At 72.9% G+C, this 21,790-nt stretch carries 21 protein-coding genes; 13 read left to right on the top strand and 8 right to left on the bottom strand.

Annotated elements, in window-relative coordinates; genetic code table 11:
* Nucleotides 1-218: 218 nt before the first annotated feature.
* Nucleotides 219-803 carry a suppressor of fused domain protein gene (locus N7925_RS11040; protein WP_265599483.1) on the top strand — a complete coding sequence of 195 codons (585 nt, stop codon included), beginning with the start codon at nucleotides 219-221 and terminating at the stop codon, nucleotides 801-803.
* Between the two features lie 13 nt (nucleotides 804-816).
* Here the strand turns inward: N7925_RS11040 and N7925_RS11035 are convergent, their stop codons facing one another.
* Entirely contained in the window at nucleotides 817-2,055 is a 1,239-nt protein-coding gene (locus tag N7925_RS11035) for an MFS transporter (protein WP_274343757.1), read from the bottom strand.
* Nucleotides 2,056-2,235: 180 nt separating this feature from the next.
* Here N7925_RS11035 and N7925_RS11030 point away from each other — a divergent pair, with 180 nt between their 5' ends.
* The 3 genes from N7925_RS11030 (at nucleotide 2,236) to N7925_RS11020 (ending at nucleotide 4,726) form a co-directional block, all read left to right on the top strand.
* A complete protein-coding gene (locus N7925_RS11030) occupies nucleotides 2,236-2,913 on the top strand; it encodes a DUF6758 family protein (protein WP_274343756.1) in 678 nt (225 codons plus the stop codon).
* A 163-nt stretch (nucleotides 2,914-3,076) separates the two neighbouring features.
* Entirely contained in the window at nucleotides 3,077-3,943 is an 867-nt protein-coding gene (locus N7925_RS11025; RefSeq protein ID WP_274343755.1) for a PHP domain-containing protein, read from the top strand.
* 177 nt (nucleotides 3,944-4,120) lie between these two features.
* A complete protein-coding gene (locus N7925_RS11020; RefSeq protein ID WP_026290252.1) occupies nucleotides 4,121-4,726 on the top strand; it encodes a MarC family protein in 606 nt (201 codons plus the stop codon).
* Nucleotides 4,727-4,845: 119 nt separating this feature from the next.
* Here the strand turns inward: N7925_RS11020 and N7925_RS11015 are convergent, their stop codons facing one another.
* Complete coding sequence (locus tag N7925_RS11015) at nucleotides 4,846-4,998, bottom strand: hypothetical protein (RefSeq protein ID WP_097870088.1); 153 nt, start codon at nucleotides 4,996-4,998, stop codon at nucleotides 4,846-4,848.
* A 207-nt stretch (nucleotides 4,999-5,205) separates the two neighbouring features.
* On the opposite strand from N7925_RS11015, the gene N7925_RS11010 reads away from it, so the two are divergent.
* The gene (locus N7925_RS11010) at nucleotides 5,206-6,117 is read left to right on the top strand and encodes an NYN domain-containing protein (protein ID WP_265599479.1); all 912 of its coding nucleotides are present in this window, start codon (nucleotides 5,206-5,208) and stop codon (nucleotides 6,115-6,117) included.
* A gap of 69 nt (nucleotides 6,118-6,186) precedes the next feature.
* Here N7925_RS11010 and N7925_RS11005 read toward each other — a convergent pair whose 3' ends face one another.
* Nucleotides 6,187-7,044, bottom strand: a complete 858-nt coding sequence (locus tag N7925_RS11005; protein ID WP_274343754.1) for an alpha/beta fold hydrolase — start codon at nucleotides 7,042-7,044, stop codon at nucleotides 6,187-6,189.
* A 161-nt stretch (nucleotides 7,045-7,205) separates the two neighbouring features.
* Nucleotides 7,206-9,461, bottom strand: coding sequence for a DEAD/DEAH box helicase (locus N7925_RS11000; protein ID WP_274343753.1), 2,256 nt, complete (start codon nucleotides 9,459-9,461; stop codon nucleotides 7,206-7,208).
* Nucleotides 9,462-9,911: 450 nt separating this feature from the next.
* Between N7925_RS11000 and N7925_RS10995 the strand changes: the two genes are divergently transcribed.
* A complete protein-coding gene (locus N7925_RS10995; RefSeq protein WP_274343752.1) occupies nucleotides 9,912-10,658 on the top strand; it encodes a ferritin-like fold-containing protein in 747 nt (248 codons plus the stop codon).
* Nucleotides 10,659-10,665: 7 nt separating this feature from the next.
* Here N7925_RS10995 and N7925_RS10990 read toward each other — a convergent pair whose 3' ends face one another.
* The 4 genes from N7925_RS10990 to N7925_RS10975 form a co-directional block, all read right to left on the bottom strand.
* Entirely contained in the window at nucleotides 10,666-10,938 is a 273-nt protein-coding gene (locus N7925_RS10990) for a hypothetical protein (protein WP_265599475.1), read from the bottom strand.
* A 211-nt stretch (nucleotides 10,939-11,149) separates the two neighbouring features.
* On the bottom strand, nucleotides 11,150-11,377 hold the full coding sequence (locus tag N7925_RS10985; RefSeq protein ID WP_010061602.1) for a DUF3107 domain-containing protein: 228 nt from the start codon (nucleotides 11,375-11,377) through the stop codon (nucleotides 11,150-11,152).
* 140 nt (nucleotides 11,378-11,517) lie between these two features.
* Nucleotides 11,518-12,159, bottom strand: a complete 642-nt coding sequence (locus tag N7925_RS10980; RefSeq protein ID WP_265599474.1) for a TetR/AcrR family transcriptional regulator — start codon at nucleotides 12,157-12,159, stop codon at nucleotides 11,518-11,520.
* 167 nt (nucleotides 12,160-12,326) lie between these two features.
* A complete protein-coding gene (locus tag N7925_RS10975; RefSeq protein WP_274343751.1) occupies nucleotides 12,327-12,542 on the bottom strand; it encodes a hypothetical protein in 216 nt (71 codons plus the stop codon).
* A gap of 111 nt (nucleotides 12,543-12,653) precedes the next feature.
* On the opposite strand from N7925_RS10975, the gene N7925_RS10970 reads away from it, so the two are divergent.
* The 7 genes from N7925_RS10970 to moeZ all read left to right on the top strand — a co-directional run bounded on the left by N7925_RS10970 (nucleotide 12,654) and on the right by moeZ (nucleotide 21,724).
* The gene (locus tag N7925_RS10970) at nucleotides 12,654-13,619 is read left to right on the top strand and encodes an alpha/beta fold hydrolase (protein ID WP_274343750.1); all 966 of its coding nucleotides are present in this window, start codon (nucleotides 12,654-12,656) and stop codon (nucleotides 13,617-13,619) included.
* Between the two features lie 8 nt (nucleotides 13,620-13,627).
* Nucleotides 13,628-15,082, top strand: a complete 1,455-nt coding sequence (locus tag N7925_RS10965) for a DUF3152 domain-containing protein (RefSeq protein ID WP_274343749.1) — start codon at nucleotides 13,628-13,630, stop codon at nucleotides 15,080-15,082.
* A gap of 231 nt (nucleotides 15,083-15,313) precedes the next feature.
* Complete coding sequence (locus N7925_RS10960) at nucleotides 15,314-17,098, top strand: DUF3492 domain-containing protein (RefSeq protein WP_274343748.1); 1,785 nt, start codon at nucleotides 15,314-15,316, stop codon at nucleotides 17,096-17,098.
* A 97-nt stretch (nucleotides 17,099-17,195) separates the two neighbouring features.
* Nucleotides 17,196-18,362: a hypothetical protein gene (locus N7925_RS10955; RefSeq protein ID WP_274343747.1), complete on the top strand. Its 1,167-nt coding sequence runs from the start codon at nucleotides 17,196-17,198 to the stop codon at nucleotides 18,360-18,362.
* A gap of 252 nt (nucleotides 18,363-18,614) precedes the next feature.
* Nucleotides 18,615-19,580: an NAD-dependent epimerase/dehydratase family protein gene (locus N7925_RS10950; RefSeq protein ID WP_003966459.1), complete on the top strand. Its 966-nt coding sequence runs from the start codon at nucleotides 18,615-18,617 to the stop codon at nucleotides 19,578-19,580.
* Entirely contained in the window at nucleotides 19,568-20,446 is an 879-nt protein-coding gene (locus N7925_RS10945; RefSeq protein WP_274343746.1) for a spherulation-specific family 4 protein, read from the top strand. The genes N7925_RS10950 and N7925_RS10945 overlap by 13 nt, the downstream gene beginning before the upstream one ends.
* Nucleotides 20,447-20,545: 99 nt before the next feature.
* Nucleotides 20,546-21,724, top strand: a complete 1,179-nt coding sequence (gene moeZ / locus N7925_RS10940; RefSeq protein ID WP_265599467.1) for an adenylyltransferase/sulfurtransferase MoeZ — start codon at nucleotides 20,546-20,548, stop codon at nucleotides 21,722-21,724.
* Nucleotides 21,725-21,790: the final 66 nt, after the last annotated feature.

The raw sequence follows: 21,790 nt of genomic DNA, 5'->3' as shown, positions 1-21,790 counted from the left end.
GAAATACGAGGCGCGGAAGAGCGGTTGGTACTGCACGGTCGACTTGGATCCATAGCAGTCCCCACCTCCTCCGGCCGGTCCCCCGTGGGGGACGACATGTCGTCGGGACGAAGAAGAGCAACGCTTCTGCGTGCTGTCCCGACCGGCGGCCAGGCTATCAGCCGCCCAAGGCCCAATCCCGTACTTTGCCCGTTCCCTACGCGATCTATGCTCGCGGGATGGCAGAAATTCTCGCTCTGGTCGAGGCCCGGCTCATCTCCGCCCTCGGGGAACCGGACGCCCGCGCCGACGTGACGTTCCTGGGCACCGACCGCATCGAGGTGCTGCGCTTCCTCGACGGCGACGTGGTCCGCTACGCGACGCTCGGCATGTCCGGCCGGCCGATGGCCGATCCCACCTCCCCGCTCGCCGACCCGGTGAAGGGCCCCCGCGCCGAGCTGATCCTCTCGGTACGGAGCGGCCTCGCCGACACCGACCAGGTGCTGCGCCCGCTCGCGGTGCTGGCCGCTTCCCCGCAGGTCGAGGGGTTGATCGTGGCCGCCGGCGCCTCGCTGGACCTGGGGGAGCCGCTGTGGACCGGGGCGCCGTTCACCTCGGTGCTGGTCGCGGAGTCCGGCGGGCTGGTGGAGGACCTGGAGCTGGACGAGCCGATGGACCCGGTGCGCTTCCTGCCGCTGCTGCCGATGACGCACAACGAGGCCGCCTGGAAGCGGGTGCGCGGCGCGCAGGAGCTCCAGGAGCGGTGGCTGACGCACGGTACGGACCTGCGTGACCCGCTGCGCACGTCCGTACCGCTGGACTGACCGGCCCGGCAGGTCAGTCGGCGAAGACCGCCACGCCGTCCTCCCGCGCGTGGACCGGCTCCAGCTCCTCGGCCTCGTGGGTCAGCGCCGTGCGCCGTACGCCCACGACGGCCGCTCCGACGAGGGCGGCGAGGGCGGCCACCACGAACGGGATGTGGCCGTCGGTCCACTCCTCGATCTTCGGGGCGAGGAAGGGGGCGGCCGCCGCGGCGAACCAGCGGACGAAGTTGTATCCGGCGCTCGCCACCGGGCGCGGCGCGTCCGAGACCCCGAGGGCCAGTTCGGTGAAGACGGTGTTGTTCATGCCGATGAACGCGCCGGAGACGATCGTGGCGACGACGGCCGTGCCGTGGCTGCCGTATCCGAGGACCAGCAGGTCGACGGCGAGCAGCACCAGGGAGGCCCCCAGCACCTTCAGGGAGCCGAAGCGGCGCTGGAGAGGCGGGGCGACCAGCACGGAGAAGACCGCCAGCAGCAGGCCCCAGGCGAAGAAGACCGCGCCGGACTTGTACGGGGTCATGTCCAGCACGAACGGCGTGAAGGCCAGGATCGTGAAGAACGCATAATTATAGAAGAACGCCGAGGCCGCGACCGAGGCCAGTCCGCCGTGCCCCAACGCCTTCACCGGGTCGAGCAGTGAGGTTTTACGGGCGGGCTTCGGCTGCTCCTTGAGGAACGCGGCGATGCAGAGGAAGCCGATCGCCATCAGCGCCGCCGTGCCGAAGAAGGGGTAGCGCCAGCTGGCGTCCCCGAGCAGCGCGCCGAGCAGCGGCCCGCATGCCATGCCGAGGCCGAGCGCCGACTCGTACAGCAGGATCGCTGCCGCGCTGCCGCCCGCCGCCGCCCCGACGATCACCGCGAGGGCGGTGGAGACGAACAGGGCGTTGCCCAGGCCCCAGCCGGCCCGGAAGCCGACCAGTTCGGCGACGGAGGACGAGGTGCCGGAGAGCGCGGCGAAGACGATCACGAGGGCGAGGCCGGCCAGCAGGGTCCTGCGGCCGCCGATGCGGCTGGAGACGAAGCCGGTGACCAGCATCGCCAAGGCGGTGATCAGGAAGTACGAGGTGAACAGCAGCGACACCTGACTCGCCGAGGCGTCCAGCCCCTGGGCGATGGACGGCAGGATCGGGTCCACCAGGCCGATGCCCATGAAGGCCACCACCGAGGCGCCCGCCGTGGCCCAGACGGCCTTCGGCTGGCGCAGAATGCCGCCCCTCGTCGCTCCTTCGTCGAACGGATCCACTCCCTGCACGGTTTCTCTCCTTCTCCTCCGGCCCTCCGGAGTTCTTCGGCTCCGGATCGATGATTAGGCACAGAATAAGTTAGGCAAGCTAATAAGTGCAAACTACATCTATTCTTCCCGGTCAGGACCACGCTGCGGACGGGTGATCGTCCTTGACGCGAAGACCGGCGGGGAGGACGGTTGGTCCCTATGAGGGGCGAACCCAGTTGCCCGAAGTGCGGTGGCCGGGTCAGGGCGCCCGGTCTCTTCGCCGACGCCTGGCAGTGCTCCGTGCACGGCCAGGTCCACCCGATGCAGCCGGTCATCCCGCCGAGCGTCGAAGGCCTCGGCGTCGTGGTGCACCGTGCCCAGGTCCCCGTCTGGATGCCCTGGCCGCTCCCCGTGGGCTGGCTGTTCACCGGGGTCGCCAGCGCGGGCGACGACCGCAGCGGCGGCCGCGCGAGCGCCGTGGCCTGCTCCGGGCCCGGACCGCTGGGCGGAATGGGCGAGCTGCTGCTGGTCGCCGAGGAGCTCGGCGTCGGGCTCGGCGCCCGGTACGCCGGGATCGACGGCCCGGACCCCGGCCTCCACCTGGACGTCGACTCCGCCCCCGACGCCAAGGTCCACGCCGCCGGCCGCCCCACCCCCCTCTGGCACGTCAGGAACGCTCCGTCCGACCGCGCCGTCTTCGCGGGCGAGGCGCGCGGGCTGTGGCTGTGGGCGATCCTGTGGCCCGAGCAGTCAGGGCTGCTGATGTACGACGAGCTGGTGCTCACCGACCTGCGGGACGCCGGGGGAGAGGTGGACCTCGTCCCCTGCGGCGCCCTCACCCCCCGCCTGCTCACCGCCCCCGAGACGCCGCCCCGGCAGGCGACGGGCGAACGATAGCGGCGGCGAGCTCGGCAGGCAGCGGGCGCGGCCGGCGTCGGGCGCTGCCGGCCTCGGGCTCGGCGCGGGCCGAGAGCGGGGTCGTGGGCGGCCGGAGGCCCGGCGCGCGGCGGTTATCCTTGAGCGGTCCCCCGTCCGCCCGCGAGCCCCGGAGTCAAGCGTCGTGCGCATCGACCTGCACACCCACTCCACCGCGTCGGACGGCACGGACACCCCCGCCGAGCTGGTCGCGAACGCCGCCGCCGCGGGGCTGGACGTCGTCGCGCTCACCGACCACGACACCGTGGGCGGACACAAACAGGCCATCGACGCGCTGCCCGAGGGGCTCACCCTCGTCACCGGCGCCGAGCTCTCCTGCCGCGTCGACGGCGTGGGCCTGCACATGCTGGCCTACCTCTTCGACCCCGCCGACGCCGAGCTGGAGCGCGCCCGGGAACTCGTCCGCGACGACCGGGTGCCGCGCGCCCAGGAGATGGTCCGCAAGCTCCGCGCCCTCGACGTCCCCATCACCTGGGAGCAGGTCGCCCGCATCGCCGGGGACGGTTCGGTCGGTCGCCCGCACGTCGCCGCCGCCCTCGTCGAACTCGGCGTCGTACCCACGGTCTCCGACGCCTTCACGCCCGACTGGCTGGGCAACGGCGGCCGGGCGTACGCGGAGAAGCACGAGTTCGACCCCTTCGAGGCGATCCGCCTGGTGAAGGCGGCGGGCGGCGTCACCGTCTTCGCCCACCCGGCCGCCGTCAAACGCGGCGCGGTGGTCCCCGAGTCCACGATCGCCGCCCTCGCCGAAGCCGGCCTCGACGGCGTCGAGGTCGACCACATGGACCACGACGAGCCCACCCGGGCCCGACTGCGCGGCCTCGCCCGCGAACTGGGGCTGCTCACGACCGGCTCCAGCGACTACCACGGCACCCGGAAACCCGTCGAGCTCGGCGCGTGCACCACCGACCCCGAGATCTACGGCGAGATCACCCGGCGCGCCACGGGAGCCTTCCCGGTGCCGGGCGCCGGCGGAGCCGGTCTCCGCTAGGCGGCTCCGGCGCGTCACGACCGGACAGCCGGCTCCTGGGCCCCGCCCCCTTTCACCGCACCACCTTCCGCACTCCCCGCGCGCTCCTGTGCGTACCGCCGCGTGCCCGACACGGCGACGGCCGCCGCCCGGACCCCGCGCTCCCGTACCGCCCGCTCTTCTCTCGCAAGGCTCACTGTGTTCGACGTCGCTGTCTTCGGATCCCTTTTTCTCACCCTATTTGTGATCATGGACCCGCCCGGGATCACGCCGATCTTCCTCGCGCTCACCGCGGGCCGCCCCGCCAAGGTGCAGCGCAAGATGGCGCTCCAGGCGGTCATGGTCGCGTTCGGCGTGATCGCCGTCTTCGGTCTGCTCGGTCAGCAGATCCTCGACTATCTGCATGTCTCCGTGCCCGCCCTGATGATCGCGGGCGGACTCCTGCTGCTGCTCATCGCGCTCGACCTGCTGACCGGCAAGACGGACGAGCCGACGCAGACGAAGGACGTCAATGTGGCGCTCGTACCGCTGGGCATGCCGCTGCTGGCCGGGCCCGGCGCGATCGTCTCGGTCATCCTCGCGGTCCAGCACGCCGACGGCGTGGGCGGCCAGCTCTCGGTGTGGTCCGCGATCGTCGCCATGCACGTGGTGCTCTGGCTCGCCATGCGCTACTCGCTGGTCATCATCCGCGTGATCAAGGACGGGGGCGTGGTGCTGGTGACCCGGCTCGCCGGCATGATGCTCTCCGCCATCGCCGTCCAGCAGATCATCAACGGCGTCACCCAGGTCATCCAGACCTCCTGAACCCGCTCCCCGCGCACCACAGCGCCCCCGCACGGACGTTCCGTGCGGGGGCGCTTCGTCTTTAGCGGCGCAATGCGGTGAGGCGCGGGGCCTCGTCAGGCGTCATGGGCCCAGATGCGTTACGAAGCCGAGCTGTCGGCCGGCCGGATGTAGAGGCGCTGGCCTGTCGCTGCGGCCTGCTGCACGATCCGGTTGACGGAGGCGGCGTCCACGACGGTGCTGTCCACGGCGGTACCGTCGACGTCGTCGAGTCGCATGATCTCGAAGCGCATAGGGCTTCCCTTCGTCTGATCCTCCTGCTGGAGAACTGCTGGCGCCGGTGGGGCGTCCCACCGGCAAGACTAGGAACGCGAGGCTTCCCTCGCGTTCCACGTGGGTTACAACGGCTTGCCCGCTGCAAACATTCCCTACGCTAAGGAAATTTTTTGGATGTCTAAGTACCCGTCGGTAGTCACACCACCACAGACCATGAGGTTCGCATGAACGAGGCGGACCCGCGGTCCGTCGGCGGAGCCGGTATCGGCGCCCGCCTGGACCGCACCAACGAGCTGCTCCAGCGGATGCTCATCGAGGTCTCCAAGACCCCGTCGACGCACGCCATCTTCGTGGACGCCGGCTATGTGTACGCCGCGGCCGGGCTGCTCGTCACCGGCACCGAGGACCGGCGCTCCTTCGACCTTGACGCGGAAGGGCTGATCGAGGCCTTCATCGACAAGGCCCGCACGATTTTCGCCGACAGCAGGCTGCTGCGCGTCTACTGGTACGACGGGGCCCGCCGCCGCATCCACACCACCGAGCAGCAGGCCATCGCCGAACTCCCCGACGTCAAGGTGCGGCTCGGCAACCTCAACGCCAACAACCAGCAGAAGGGCGTCGACTCGCTCATCCGCACCGACCTCGAATCCCTCGCCCGGCACCGGGCCATCAGCGACGCGGCGCTCGTCGGCGGCGACGAGGACCTGGTCTCGGCGGTGGAGGCCGCCCAGGGCTACGGGGCGCGGGTGCACCTCTGGGGCATCGAGGCCGCCGAAGGGCGCAACCAGGCCGAACCGCTGCTGTGGGAGGTCGACAGCCAGCGCACCTTCGAGCTCGACTTCTGCCGCCCCTACGTCACACGCCGGCCCGTCACCACGTACGAGGACGACAGTCCGGCCCCCTCCCGGGAGGACGTCCGCTTCGTCGGCGCACAGATCGCCGCCGCCTGGCTCGCCGCGCGCGGCCGGGAGTCCCTGGCCGACCTGCTGCCCGGCCACCCCTATCTGCCGGGCTCCGTCGACCAGGACCTGCTGGTGGAGGCGGAACGCCTGCTCCAGCACTCGCTGCGCGGCCACGCGCACCTGCGACGGGCGCTCCGCGACGGCTTCTGGCAGCACCTGCAGTCGCAGTACTGACGGAAGCGGGGCGGCCGGTGGCGGCGCCTCCGACGGCCGGCGGGACGCGTCGGGGGCGCCGTCGGCGCGTCAGGCGGCCGGCAGACCGTCCCAGAACGCGGCCAGCGCCTTCGCGGTCTCCCGTGGGCGGGCGGTGTTGGGGGAGTGCTCGGCGCCGGCGATCGTGGTGCGGTGGGCACCGAGACGCCGCGCCATGGAGTCGAACAGCTCCACCGGCCACACGTCGTCGCGCTCCCCGGACAGGACGTGGACGGGCAGCCCGACGGCGGCCAGCTCGTCCACCCGGTCCGGTTCGGCGGCCAGCTGGGCCCCGGTGGCGATCAACTGGGCCGGGTGGTGGGCGAGCCAGCGGTGGCGCATGTCCGCACCGTCGCCGGTGTCCGCGTCCTGCGGCGGATCGAGCGCCCGCATCGCCTCCCACACCTCGTCCATGGACAGCACGGACAACGCGTCGCTCAGCATCTTCACCTTGTCCCGCTGGGCCGCGACGACCGCAGCGGGCCCCGAGGACATCAACGTCAGCGAGCGGAACGGGGTGGCGTCCAGCAGCACGGCGGCGCGGGCGATCTGACCGCCGAGCGAGTGCCCGAGCAGATGCGGCCTGCCGTCCCCGCCGCCCAGAGCCGCCGCCTGGGCCAGCACGTCGCGGGCCAACTCGGACTGGGCGTAACTCTCCTGGCGGTCCGTCCCCTTCGATTCGTACTGCCCCCGGCCGTCCACCGCGACCACCCGGTAGCCCGCCGCGCACAGCGGCTCCAGCAGCGCGATGAAGTCCTCCTTGCTGCCGGTGTATCCGGGCAGCATCAGGGCGGTTGCCCGCTCCGGGGTACGCGGTACGGCGTCCAGGACGGCGAAGTCGCCGCGCTCGGTCTCAAGGACACGGGCGCGGGCACAGGGCGGCGGGGCGAAGGTGGGCGGGCGGCTCATACGACGAGGCTATCCCCGCCGCACTCGTCCACGCCTCACCGGGCAGCTCATCCGGCGAGAGCGCCGGGAGGCCCTCACGGCGGCACCGGGCAGCGGAAACGGCTCCGGCCCCCGCGTGTGCGGGGGCCGGAGCCGTAGGTGGTGCCGGGTCGCCGTGAGCGTCAGCTCTCGGTCGTCGTCGCCGACGCCTTGCCCGCCGGGCGGGTGGCGCGACGGCGGCGCGGCTTCGTCTCGGCGGCGGCCTCGCTCACCACGGCCTCGGCCTCGGAGACCACGGCGGCCTCCTGGGTCGCGGTCGAGGTGACGCTGCGGGTGGCACGGCGGCGGCGCGGCTTGGCGTCCGCCTCGGCGGCCGGGGCCTCGACGGCGGGCTGCTCGGAGGCGACCGCCTTCGCGGTGGCCTTCTTCGCCGTGGCCTTCGCGGTGACCTTCTCCGTGGTCTCCTCGGTCTCCGCGGTCTCCGCCTTCGCCCGGGACTTGGTCGTCCTGGCCGCCCGGGCCTTCGGCTCGGCCGACGTGGCCGCGGCCTTCGGCTCCGACTTGGCCTTCGTCGTGGCGCGGGCCGGACGACGACGCGTCTTCACCTCGGGCTCCGGCTCGGCGGCCGGGGCGATCTGGAAGTCGACCTCGTCGGCCGGCTTCACGATCCGGGTGCGGCGGCGCGGCTTGAGCGCCTTCGGCTCGGCGACCGGCTCCGCGACGCCCGCGGCGACGGCCACGGTCTGGAACTCGGCCGCGGCCGGTGCGGCCGGAGCCGCGGCGACGGGCGAAGCCGTCTCCTCGGCCACCGGCTTCACGGCGGCGCGGCTGCGACGGCGGCGCGGCTTGGTCTCCGGCTCGGCCTCGGCGACCGGCTCGGCCACCTGGGCGGCCACCGGAGCGGCCTCGATCACGGGCGCGGCCTCGACCACCGGAGCGGGAACCACCGGAGCCTCGGCGACCGCCACGGCCGCCTCGGTGACGGCCTCGGGGACGCTGACGCGGGTACGGCGGCGACGGCGCGGCGTACGCGGCGCCTCGTCGGACGCCCCGTCACCGGCCGGTGCGACCGGAGCGGCCTCCTTGGCGGGTGCGGGCACCGTCGCGGCGCCCTCCTCCGCGGAGCCGCCACGGGTGCGGCGGCGCTGCCGCGGCGTACGGGTGCGGGGCTCGCGCTCCTCACGGGCGGGGGCCGGTGCGGCGGCCTTGCGGCCGCGGCCGCCGGTCTCGCCGAGGTCCTCGACCTCCTCCGCCCGCAGACCGGCACGGGTCCGCTCGGCGCGCGGCAGCACACCCTTGGTGCCCGCCGGGATGCCGAGCTCCTCGAAGAGGTGCGGCGAGGTGGAGTACGTCTCGGGCGGGTCCGGGAACTTCAGGTCCAGGGCCTTGTTGATCAGCTGCCAGCGCGGGATGTCGTCCCAGTCGACCAGCGTGATCGCGATGCCCTTGGCGCCCGCGCGGCCGGTGCGGCCGATGCGGTGGAGGTAGGTCTTCTCGTCCTCCGGCGACTGGTAGTTGACGACGTGGGTCACACCCTCGACATCGATACCGCGCGCGGCGACGTCGGTGCAGACCAGCACGTCGACCTTGCCGTTGCGGAAGGCGCGCAGCGCCTGCTCGCGGGCGCCCTGGCCGAGGTCGCCGTGGACCGCGCCGGAGGCGAAGCCGCGCTTCTCCAGCTGCTCGGCGATGTCGGCGGCCGTGCGCTTCGTACGGCAGAAGATCATCGCGAGCCCGCGGCCGTCGGCCTGGAGGATGCGGGAGAGCATCTCCGGCTTGTCCATGTTGTGCGCACGGTAGACGTACTGCGCGGTGTTCTTGACGGTCGTGCCCTCGTCGTCGGGCGACGTGGCGTTGATGTGCGTCGGCTGCGACATGTAGCGGCGGGCGAGACTGATGACGGCACCGGGCATGGTGGCCGAGAACAGCATCGTCTGGCGCTTGGGCGGCAGCATCGTGATGATGCGCTCGACGTCGGGCAGGAAGCCCAGGTCCAGCATCTCGTCGGCCTCGTCGAGGACGAGCCCGCGGATGTGGGAGAGGTCGAGCTTGCGCTGGCCCGCCAGGTCCAGGAGACGGCCCGGGGTGCCGACGATCACGTCGACGCCCTTCTTGAGGGCCTCGACCTGGGGCTCGTACGCCCGGCCGCCGTAGATCGCGAGAACGCGGACGTTACGGACCTTGCCGGCCGTGAGCAGGTCGTTGGTGACCTGCTGGCACAGCTCGCGGGTGGGGACGACGACGAGCGCCTGCGGCGCGTCGGTCAGCTGCTCGGGCTTGGCGCGGCCCGCCTCGACGTCGGCGGGGACGGTCACGCGCTCCAGGAGCGGGAGACCGAAGCCGAGCGTCTTGCCGGTGCCGGTCTTGGCCTGGCCGATGACATCGGAGCCGGAGAGCGCTACGGGGAGCGTCATCTCCTGGATGGGGAAGGGGGACATGATGCCGACAGCCTCAAGGGCTTCGGCCGTCTCGGAAAGAATACCGAGGTCGCGGAACGTAGTCAGGGTGCTGCCTCTTCTGTGAGACGCGGTCCGAGGCGAACGCTGGGGGTCGTACCGTGCCGGGGTTGGTCATCCGGCCGTGGATGGGCCGGGTGGCGCGGGACCACTGCCGTCGCTCGAGCGCTCGTGCCGCTGAGGGGGCCCCTCAGCTGCGGTCGCACGTGTCGTACGCACCGCGTGGAGGGCTGTCGGGTCGGAGCCGATCGGGCCACCGACCGGGCATCCTCATTCAAGGGCGCGCCTCTGGCACAGCAGAGTGCTCAGTAAGCGCAATACCACTGTACCCCGGATTCGCGCATGTGTGTTGGACGAATTCATCGGAACGGTATGAGGGCCCCGGCCGACCAGGCCCTTCCGCCCTGCGCCGAGCGGGCTATCGTTCCGTTCATGGAGACGCCTGACCACGCCATTGAGACCCCCGCCGAAGCTTCCGCAGCCACCGGGATCGCCGCCCAGGACTGGGCCACCGCGGCAGCCGACCCGCAGTACCGCGCCGCGGTCGTGGACCTGCTCGGCGCCCTCGCCTACGGGGAGCTGGCGGCCTTCGAGCGGCTGGCGGAGGACGCGAAGCTCGCGCCGACCCTCGGGGACAAGGCGGAGCTGGCGAAGATGGCCACCGCCGAGTTCCACCACTTCGAGCAGCTCAACCAGCGGCTCGCCGCCGTGGACGAGGACCCCACCGCCGCGATGGAGCCGTTCGCCAAGGCGCTCGACGACTTCCACCGCCAGACGGCGCCGTCCGACTGGCTGGAGGGCCTGGTCAAGGCGTACGTCGGCGACTCGATCGCGAGCGACTTCTACCGTGAGGTCGCGGCCCGGCTGGACACGGACACCCGGTCCCTGGTGCTGTCCGTGCTCGACGACACGGGCCACGGGAACTTCGCCGTGGAGAAGGTGCGCGCCGCGATCGAGGCCGACCCGCGGCTCGGCGGACGGCTCGCGCTGTGGGCGCGCCGGCTGATGGGCGAGGCGCTGTCGCAGGCCCAGCGGGTGGTCGCCGACCGCGACGCCCTCTCGACGATGCTGGTGGGCGGCGTCGCGGACGGCTTCGACCTGGCCGAGGTGGGCCGGATGTTCTCCCGGATCACCGAGGCCCACACCAAGCGGATGGCCGCGCTGGGACTGGCCGCGTAACACCCCGCTACTGGGCCGCCGCCGACCGGGCGAGGCGGCGGCCGCGTGGTCGGATCAGGAGCGACAGCGTCACCGCCCCGACGGACACGGCTCCGATCAGCGTCGTCAGGACATGGCCGGTACCCAGTGCGGCATGCGTCAGATACGCGCCGAACAGGGCACCCAGCGCGCCGGTGAGATAAACCGCACGGCCGGACGGCAGTCGGTCGGCCAGTGATCGGAGCGCCGCCCAGGACAGGGCGAGTCCGAGGACGGCGGCGCCGAAGGATTCCCAGATCACGGAGGATCACCTCGCGGGGGTGTGCGGGGCGGGCAAAACGGTCGTAGGCGGTACTACCCCCAGCCTGTGGGGAGCAACCCTCCAGCGGACCGTTCCGACCCGTACGGGAACCGGGGCGGGCGGAGGCCCGCACCCGAAGCACCCGACGCGGGAGCGGCCCGGCGGGGACTTCCCCCGCCGGGCCGCTCCTGTGATCCATGCGTTCGGTGGACTACAGCGCCCCGAACCCCACCCGCCGGGTGGTCGGCTCACCGATCTCCACATACGCGATCCGGTCGGCCGGCACCAGGACCTTGCGGCCCTTGTCGTCCGTGAGGCTGAGCAGCTCCGCCTTGCCGCCCAGTGCCGCGGCGACCGCGCTCTCGACGTCCTCGGCGGAAAGCCCGCTCTCCAGAACGATCTCGCGGGGCGTGTGCTGCACCCCGATCTTGACCTCCACGGCTATGTCCCTCCGACGGTCAGTCCTTGCGCGGCGAACCGCGCCGTACGCAGCCACATTAGCCCGGCGGGAGCAGCGCTCACGGCCCGACCGGCAACGCCCGCAGCGAACACGGCGTCAGGCGTTCCCCGCCGGAGGGCTCACATCTGCTCGGCGCCGTGCAGCGGGAAGCCCGCGATGCCCCGCCAGGCCAGCGAGGTGAGGAGCTGGACGGCCGTGTCGCGGGGGATGGTGGACCGGCTGGAGAGCCAGTAGCGCGCCACCACCTGGGAGACGCCGCCGAGGCCCACGGCCAGCAGCATGGACTCGTCCTTGGACAGGCCGGTGTCCCCGGCGATCACGTCGGAGATGGCCTCGGCGCACTGGAGGGAGACCCGGTCGACCCGTTCGCGCACGGCGGGCTCGTTGGTCAGGTCGGACTCGAAGACCAGCCGGAACGCGCCGCCCTCGTCCTCCACGTACGCGAAGTAGGCGTCCATGGTCGCCTCGACGCGCAGCTTGTTGTCCGTCGTGGAGGCCAGCGCCGTGCGCACGGCCTGGAGCAGGGACTCGCAGTGCTGGTCGAGCAGGGCCAGGTAGAGCTCCAGCTTTCCGGGGAAGTGCTGGTAGAGCACGGGCTTGCTGACTCCGGCCCGCTCGGCGATGTCGTCCATCGCGGCGGAGTGGTAGCCCTGCGCGACGAAGACCTCCTGTGCGGCGCCCAGCAGCTGATTGCGCCGGGCGCGGCGGGGAAGGCGTGTACCCCGCGGGCGCGCGGCCTCTGTCTGCTCGATGGCTGTCACGCCGCCTCCCAAATATGTGTTCCAGCACAGCCGGTCCGTGCACGCTGCGCCGTACAGCCATCGTACTTTTGGGTAACCCGGGTGTGCGCGGCGCGGACGCAGAATTTCATGGACCGGACGGCTGTGGAAGCCACAGTTCTCCCTGGTCGTGAGCAAACCGGGGCGTACTACCGGTAATCGTCCTCATCCAAGGGAATCACCCTGCGCTGTTCCGCCACATCGGCCTCATTGGCGGTGTCCGGATCGACGCTCTCCGCCCGTTCGTCGTCCTCGGGCAGGACATCCGTACGCTGCTCGGCGGCGTCCGCCTCCGGGGCCTCGGGCCCGGCCGCTTCCGGTTCGGCGTTCTCGAAGGTTTCCGGGTCGCTCGGGTCGACCGTCATGTCGCAGCTCCCTTCCTTCCCTGAAGCGTAGGAGCTACCCGCCTGCCCCGCGATGCGGCCTGTGATGGCGAACACATGAATGGTGGCGTGATCGTCTCGTAACATTGCCGCATGTCTTCGACCGAGCTGCCGGGTGCCCAGGCCGCCGCCGCCGCGGTGGCTCCCACGGTCAGTGCCGTCCGGGTCGCCGACGGTGAGCGGCTGCGCTCCGTGTCGCTGCCGGGGATCGGCCTGAACGTCCGCTGCCGGCCGGGCGACCGGACCGGACTGCCCCCCGCGCTGTACGTGCACGGGCTCGGCGGCTCGTCGCAGAACTGGTCCGCGCTGATGCCGTTGCTGTCCGACCTGGTCGACGGCGAGGCGGTCGACCTGCCCGGATTCGGGGACTCGCCGCCGCCGGACGACGGCGATTACTCGGTGACCGGACACGCGCGTGCGGTGATCCGGCTGCTGGACGCGGAGGAGCGGGGGCCCGTCCACCTGTTCGGCAATTCGCTGGGCGGCGCCGTCGCCACCCGAGTCGCCGCCGTCCGCCCCGACCTGGTGCGCACCCTCACCCTGATCTCGCCCGCCCTGCCGGAGTGGCGGGTGCAGCGACCCGCCGTCCCGACCGGTCTCCTCGCGGTGCCGGGAGTCGCATCCCTGTTCGCCCGGCTGACGAAGGGCTGGACGGCGGAGCAGCGGACGCGCGGAGTCATGGCACTCTGTTACGGCGATCCGGCACAGGTCTCCGACGAAGCCTTCCGCAACGCGGTGGCCGAGATGGAGCGACGGCTGGAGCTGCCGTACTTCTGGGACGCGATGACGCGTTCGGCCCGGGGCATCGTCGACGCGTACACCCTGGGCGGCCAGCACGGACTGTGGCGCCAGGCCGAGCGGGTGCTGGCACCGACCCAGCTCGTGTACGGCGGACGGGACCAGCTCGTCTCGTACCGGATGGCACGCAGGGCGGCCGCGGCCTTCCGCGACGCCCGGCTGCTGACGCTGCCCGACGCGGGGCACGTGGCGATGATGGAGTACCCGGAGGCGGTCGCCCAGGCGTTCCGGGAACTGCTGGACGATTGCGGCGGGAGCTGATCCGGGGCGTGGGACGACACAGTCGAAAGGGCTCCGGGGCGATCCGCCCGGACACGGCCGCAACGGAACCGGGCGGCGAGCGCGCCGCGGCGAGGCCCCTACCCGGCGGCGGCCGGCGCAGGCGGACCGCTCCCGCGCCGACCGGTGACGGGCAGGGCCCGTTCTCCCCCGACGCCCCGCAGGTGCGCGGCGGCCACCCCGAACAGCGTGAGCAGGGCGGCGGCTGGGGCACCGGATCGGTACCCCGCTACGGCCGGGAGTCCGGCGCCCCCGCGCCCCGCAGCGCCCCCCATCCCCGTCCGCCCCACCAGGACGAGGGCCGGTCCTCCGGTCCGGACAGCCGACCCGCCGACGCCCGGCCGTATCCCGGCGGGCCCGCCGGGCCCCAGGACGCCGCCCGGCAGCAGGCCGTGGCCCGCCAGGTCTCCGCCCAGCGCGCGGCCCAGCGCGCCGCGGACGGCCGGGCGGCGCGGCAGCCGACGCCCGCCGGCGCCTCGGTGCCGGGCCCGCGCCGGGAGTTCGTCGACGCCTTCGACGCCGACGCGCCGCCGGCCGGAACTCCGGACGGCGTGGACGGCACCGACACCGGCACCGGCGCCGATGCCGGGGAGCCGGACGAACCCGCCGCGCCCCGGGGCGGCAGGGGGCGGACGTTCACCGGCATCGCCGCCGCCGCGGTGACCACCGTGCTCGCGGTCGTGGTGGCCGGACAGGTCGCCGAGGACTCCGGCGACCGTGCGGCCGCCGCGCGCGCCGCCGATGCGGAGCGGCAGGACCCGGGCGCCGACGCCTCGCGCTCCGACGCCCGCCCGACCCCGGGCCGGCCCAAGCAGCCCTCGGCGAAACCCGAGGTCAAGCCCTTCTCGTACGCGGAGAAGATGGCGCAGCCGTTTCCGCTCGCCGCGGACCTGAAGGCGAGCGGCACGTTCGAGGCGGTGCCCGGGCTCGCGAAGGCCCCGGGGAAGGGGCAGAAGCACCGCTACCGGATCGATGTGGAGAAGGGCCTCGGCCTCGACGCCGGCCTGTTCGCCGAAGCCGTGCAGAAGACGCTCAACGACGACCGGAGCTGGGCGCACAACGGCGCGATGACCTTCGAGCGCATCTCGTCGGGGACCCCGGACTTCGTGATCACGCTCGCCAGCCCCGGGACCACCGGCGACTGGTGTGCCAAGTCGGGTCTCGACACCACCGTCGACAACGTCTCGTGCGATTCCGCCGCGACCGACCGCGTCATGATCAACGCCTATCGCTGGGCGCAGGGCGCAGCCACCTTCGGCCCGGACAAATTGCTGCCCTACCGTCAGATGCTCATCAACCACGAGGTCGGCCACCGGCTGCGCTACAACCATGTGAACTGCCGCACCCCCGGCGCCCTGGCTCCGGTCATGCAGCAGCAGACCAAGACCCTTGAGATCGACGGCATCAAGTGCAAGCCCAACCCCTGGGTTCACCCCACCGGTTGACCTGGCACGCGTCGGCCCGTGAGGGGCTGGCCCGGGCCTGACTCTCCGTAACAGCCGACCGCTGTATCGCGACGCAACGCGACCGGGGCGGGAAAGTTACGACGGTTCACCCCTTTCGGTGGTGCGACGGACAACCGTCCGTCGCACCACCGGCGTATCCGCTTACGGTCGTCCCGCTGCGAGTCGCCATTTCAACGGCGGCCGCCCACAAGGGAGATCGGGGGTGTATTCGTGCGGATCGGACTGCTCACCGACGGTGGTTATCCGTATGCGACCGGTGAGTCCGGACTCTGGTGCGACCGACTGGTGCGCGGGCTGCCGCAGCACGAGTTCGACCTGTTCGCACTGAGCCGCTCCGCCCACCAGGAGGGCCAGGGCTGGGTCCGGCTGCCGCCCCAGGTCGGCCGGGTGCGCACCGCGCCGCTGTGGACCCCCGAGGACGGCACCCTGCGCGGCAGCGGCGAACGCGGCCTGCTGGCCCGGCTGGTGACCGGGGGCGAACAGTCCTACGGGCGGCGCGACCGCCGGCGATTCACCGACCGCCTCACCGCCCTCGCCACCGCGATCTGCGCCCCCGACGAGCCCGGTACGGGCGCGGGCGAGGGCCCCGGCGCCGGGCTGTTCGCCGAAGGGCTCTACGGCCTCGCCGAGCTGGCCCGCGAGCGCGGCGGACTCCATCTCGCCCTGCGCTCCGAGGACACCGTCCGGATCCTGGAGGCCGCCTCCCGCGCCCGGGGCGCGGGCCGCACCGTGCAGAGCGCCACCGTCCCCGACCACCTCGCCTTCGCCGCCGAGCTGGAACGCGCGCTGCGACCCCTCTCGCTGGACTGGTACGACCAGGAGAGTCTCGGGGCGGTCGACCTCTGCCATGCGGCCTCCGGGGGAGCGGCCGCGCTTCCGGGGCTCCTGGCCAAACGCTTCTTCGGGGTGCCGCTGCTGGTCACCGAGCACGGCGTCCCGCTGCGCGCGCACTACCTGGCCGCCTGCGACACCCCGTACGGAACCTCCGTGCGCGCCCTCCTCGCCGGATTCCACGGCCGTCTCACCACCGAGGTCTACCGGCAGGCCGCGATCGTCACCCCCGGCAACACCCACGTCCGCCGCTGGCAGCAGCGCTGCGGAGCGGACCCCGCCAAGCAGCGCACGGTCTACCCGGGCATGGCGGCCGAGCGGTTCGGCCGGGTCGGCGAGGACGCCGAACGCCTCGCCGCGGCGGACGGGGGCGCCGGCGGCCCCGACACGCTGGTCTGGGTCGGCCGGATCGAGCCCGCCAAGGACCTGATCGCCCTCCTCCACGCCTTCGCCGAGGTCCGCCGCGCCGAGCCCGGTGCCCGGCTGCGCGTCTTCGGCGCCCCGGCGGACGGCGACGAGGCCACCACCTACCTCGCCCACTGCACGGCCCTGGCCGCCCAGCTCTTCCCGGACGAGGCCGCCGGCGCGCACACCGAGGGCGTCAGCCCGGTCACCTTCGAGGAGATCGGCGGCCCCGAAATCCCCGACCTCGCCGAGGCCTACGGCGCGGGCGGCGTGATCGTGCTGTCCAGCGTCGTCGAGGGCTTCCCGGTCAGCCTCGTCGAAGCCATGTTCTGCGGTCGGGCCACCGTCTCCACCGACGTGGGAGCGGTCGTCGAAGTCATCGGCGGCACCGGCCTGGTGGTGCCCCCGCGCAACCCCAAGGCGCTCGCCGACGCCTGCGTCGCACTGCTGCGCGACCCCGAGCGTCGAGCACGCCTGGGGGCCGCCGCAAGGGCCCGCGCGCTCGAACTCTTCACCGTCGAACAGAACCTCGCGGCATTTCGCGGCATTTACCTGGAGCTGATCTCGCGCACCCCGGTGCGCCGCGAGGCCGACTCCGTGGACGCCGACGGCAACCCGCTGCCCTTCGCCACCCCGCCGGAAGCCCGCCTCCTCGGCCACTGGACCCAGCCCGGGCGGCACCTCCGTCCACGGCCGGCCCCGGAGCCCGCGGGCGTCTGCGCGATCGCGTCCGGACCGGTGGGAGGCGGCGATGCGTGACTACCCGGCCTTCCACGAACCGGCCTTTCACGAACCGGTCCTCCATGAAGCGAGCTTTCCCGGCCCCGGAGGCCGCCCCGACCACGGAGACCCCTCGATGACCCGTCCGGACGACCCGGCGAATCCCGCTGCCGCCCCGGAACGCCCTGCGGAGATCCGGCCCCGCACCCCGGCGCGCCGGGCGCCGGGCGCCGCCGCCCGCCGGGGTCCGGCCGACCCGGTGAAGTTGCTCCTCCACCACCACCGCGACCTGTGCGAACGGGCCGTGGACCCCCTGGACATCGCCGCCGGACTGGAGGCGCACGGCATCACCGACCGCACCGCCGCCCGCTACCGCCACCGCGACGTCTTCGCCCTCGCCGAGGAGCTGTACGCCCGCATGCCGCCCCGTACGCGGGAGCCCGCAGCCGGCGGGTCCCCCGGCCCCGGTCCCGACACCGACGCGCGGGCCACCTGGACGCTCCTCGCCCTGCTCCCGGGCGCCGCCTGCCTGGCGACCGCCGGGGTGCTCCGGGTCACCGAGGGCGTCCTCGGCGACGGGACGCGGGCCCTCGTCACCGTCGTCGGCGCCGTCCTGGCCTGCCTGGCGCTCCGGGCGTGCCTGGGCCGCGGCCCCCTGCGCGCCCCCGAAGGAGCGGGCCGCGCCGGGATGTACGGCTGCTGGCTGCTGAGCTACGCGGTCTACGGCGAGGAACTGCTCGCCCAGGTCATGACCGGCGGCCCGGACGGTCCGTGGGACGGCACCCCGGCCCCGCTGCTCGGCCTGGGCGCCGCCGTCGCCCCGGCCGCCTGGTGCGCCCATCTCTTCACCGTCCACGCCCACCGCAGACTGACGGGCTCCCGCGCCCTGGAGGAGTTCGGCGCGGGCGTGCGGCCCCTGCTCCTGGCGGCCGTCACCCTCTTCGTCGCCGCGCTGCTGCCCCTGCTGTACCTGGCCGACCTCGGTCTCGGCGGAGGCACGCCCGTCGCGGCCGCCGCCCTCGGGGTCCTGTTCTTCGTGGCCCGGCTGCTCGCCGCGCACGGGCTGCCCGAGCCGGGCACGGTCGCGCTCGCCGCCGCCTGCGCCGTCGAGGCCGGGGCCCTGGCCCTCGTCCTCGCCGCCCGGCTCCCCGGACTCGAACCCCTCGCCCAGCCCGTGAACGCCCTCGTCTCGGCGGGCGGGATTGGAGCCGTCTCCGCCCTCGCCTGCGGCGGGGCCGCCGTCGGCCTGCTGCTGCACGCGGCGTTCGCGCTCTCCCGCGCCTCCGCCCACACCCGGACCTGAGCCGGCCCCACCGACGTACCACCGCACGACCCACCCACGAACCACCGCACGACCCGCCCACCGACCACCGACCACCGCACCAGCCACTCCGACCGTTCCACCGCTTCACCGCTGCACCGTCCCACTCCCGCGGAGCCGACGTCGCGGGAGAGTCCAGCACCGCACGACCGACTCGATGACCTAGGAGAAACCCGCCATGACCCCCCAATCCCCCGCACCGGCAGTGAGCCGTCGGCACCGAGGCGGTGCGCGATGAGGGTGCTGCTGCTCGGAGCCAACGGATTCCTCGGCCGCTTCGTCGCCGACCGTCTGCTCGCCGATCCGGCCGTCCATCTCACGGCTCTGGGCCGCGGCGACGACGCCGACGTCCGGTTCGACCTCGCGGGCGGCAGCCCCGGGGCGCTCACCCGCTTCCTCGACGCCGTCCACCCCGGAGTCGTCGTCAACTGCGCGGGCGCCACGCGCGGCGGTGCCCGCGACCTCACCCGGCACAACACCGTCGCCGTCGCCACCGTCTGCGAGGCCCTGCGCCGCAGCGGCTGCGGGGCGCGGCTCGTCCAGGTCGGCTGCGCCTCGGAGTACGGGCCCTCGCAGCCCGGGTCCTCCACCGCCGAGGACGCGGTCCCGCGCCCCGGCGGCCCGTACGGCGTCAGCAAGCTCGCCGCTACCGAACTGGTCCTCGGCTCCGGCCTCGACGCCGTCGTCCTGCGGGTCTTCTCGCCCGTCGGCCCCGGCACCCCCGCCGGCTCGCCGCTCGGCCGGCTTGCCGAGGCGATGCGCCGGGCCATGCAGTCCGGCGACGGCGAGCTGAAGCTCAGCGGTCTCGGCGTGCAGCGGGACTTCGTCGACGTACGGGACGTGGCGCGGGCCGTCCACGCCGCCTCGCTCTCCGCCGCCCAGGGCGTCGTCAACATCGGCACCGGGCGGGCCGTCCGCCTCCGCGACGCCGCCGCCGTCCTGGCGAGAGTCGCCGGGTACGCGGGCGCGCTCCACGAGCTGGACACGCCCCCCGCGCGCCTGCCCATCGGGGCTCCGCGCACCTCCGCCGAGTCCGTCATGGAGCACCTCGCCGCCACCCCGTCTCCCTATCCCGACGGCTGCGGCGCTTGGCAGCAGGCCGACGTCCGCACCGCGCGGGACCGGCTCGGCTGGCGGCCCCGGATCAATCTGGAGGAGTCTCTGGCGGACATCTGGATGGAGGCGGCGTGCCGTATCTGACCGCTCCCACCGCCGCCCGCCGCACCGCGGGCGGTGAACAGCTCGGCTTCGGCGTCCCCGGCTACGCCCACCCGCTGCTCGCCCCCGCCGAATGGGCCGAACTGGCCCGCCCCGGCACCCCGTTGCACTGGGCCGTCCTCAACATCGCGGACGGCCCCGGCTCCCGGCCCGACCCGCACTGCCTGGAGGCGGCGGGCAGGCTGCGCAACGCCCGCGAACGCGCCCTGCACGGCGGCTCCCCGGACGACACCGTCCGGGCCTCCGGCGGGAGGCTGCTCGGCCACCTCGACCTGGCCTGGGGCGAGCGGCCGTTCGAGGAGCTGATCGCGGACGCCCGGTCCTTCATCGACTGGTACCGGATCGGTGGCTTCTACCTCGCGCGCTGCCCCGCCGAGCGGGCCGAGCTGCCGGCCGTCCGCAGGCTCACCGGTACGCTCCACGCCCTGCTGGCGGCCGGCGACAGCGCCGACGACGGGGGCCGCCTGGTGCTGGGCCACGGCACGCACCCGTATCCCGGGTACGCGGAGGCGGCCGACCAACTGGTCACCTTCCAGGGCCCGTGGACCGACTACCGCTGGTCCCAGGTGGCCGAGTGGACGGCCGACTACCCACCGGAGCGGTTCGCCCACCTCGTCCACGGGGTGCCGCGCACCCACCTGGAAGAGGCCATGCGCATCGCCCGCTGGCAGGGCGCCGGGACGATCTTCTTCACCGACCGGAACGACCGGAACGACCGGAACGACCGGAACGACCAGGAGGGCCGAGGCAACCGGGACGGCCGAAGCGGACAAAGCGACCCATTCGCGGCGCTGCCCAGGTACTGGGACGAAATCGTCTCGCGGATCGGACCTGGTATCTCGGAATGAGAAGGGGCGTGGCAGTGTTACGGGGAGAACAACCGTACGTAGTCGACCGTAAGAAGTCGGTCTACGTAGAATCCGACCACCTGCATTGTTGAGGTTCCTGTGTCGCTGCCACCCCTGGTCGAGCCAGCTGCTGAGCTCACCGTCGACGAGGTCCGCAGGTACTCCCGCCACCTGATCATCCCGGATGTCGGGATGGACGGACAGAAGCGTCTGAAGAACGCCAAGGTGCTGTGTGTCGGCGCCGGCGGCCTCGGCTCGCCGGCCCTGATGTATCTGGCCGCGGCCGGTGTCGGCACGCTCGGCATCGTGGAGTTCGACGAGGTCGACGAGTCGAACCTGCAGCGCCAGATCATCCACAGCCAGGCCGACATCGGCCGGTCCAAGGCGCAGTCCGCCAAGGACTCGGTGCTGGGTATCAACCCGTACGTCAACGTGGTCCTTCACGAAGAGCGGCTCGAAGCCGAGAACGTGATGGAGATCTTCGCGCAGTACGACCTGATCGTGGACGGCACGGACAACTTCGCCACCCGCTATCTCGTCAACGACGCCGCGGTGCTGCTGAACAAGCCGTACGTCTGGGGCTCGATCTACCGCTTCGACGGCCAGGCCTCCGTGTTCTGGTCCGAGCACGGCCCCTGCTACCGCTGCCTCTACCCGGAGCCCCCGCCGCCGGGCATGGTTCCCTCCTGCGCCGAGGGCGGCGTGCTGGGCGTGCTCTGCGCGTCCGTCGGCTCCATCCAGGTCACCGAGGCCATCAAGCTGCTCGCCGGGGTCGGCGACCCGCTGGTCGGCCGCCTGATGATCTACGACGCCCTGGAGATGCAGTACCGCCAGGTCAAGATCCGCAAGGACCCCGACTGCGCGGTCTGCGGCGAGAACCCCACCGTCACCGAGCTCATCGACTACGAGGCCTTCTGCGGCGTCGTGTCCGAGGAGGCGCAGGAGGCGGCGCTCGGCGCGACGATCACTCCCAAGCAGCTCAAGGAGTGGATCGACGGCGACGAGAAGATCGAGATCATCGACGTCCGCGAGAAGAACGAGTACGAGATCGTCTCGATCCCCGGCGCGAAGCTGATCCCGAAGGGCGAGTTCCTCATGGGCACCGCCCTCCAGGACCTCCCGCAGGACAAGCGCATCGTCCTGCACTGCAAGACGGGCGTCCGCAGCGCCGAGGTCCTCGCGGTCCTCAAGTCCGCGGGCTTCGCCGACGCGGTGCACGTCGGCGGCGGCGTGATCGGCTGGGTCAACCAGATCGAGCCCGAGAAGCCGGTGTACTAGCACCGTCCCGTACGGGAGAGGGGCCCGGTCCGCGCACTGCGGACCGGGCCCCTCCGTGTGCCGCCT

Origin of the sequence: Streptomyces sp. CA-278952 (assembly GCF_028747205.1) — a bacterium.
Lineage (GTDB): Bacteria > Actinomycetota > Actinomycetes > Streptomycetales > Streptomycetaceae > Streptomyces.
This window is presented reverse-complemented; position numbering and strand designations above follow the sequence as displayed.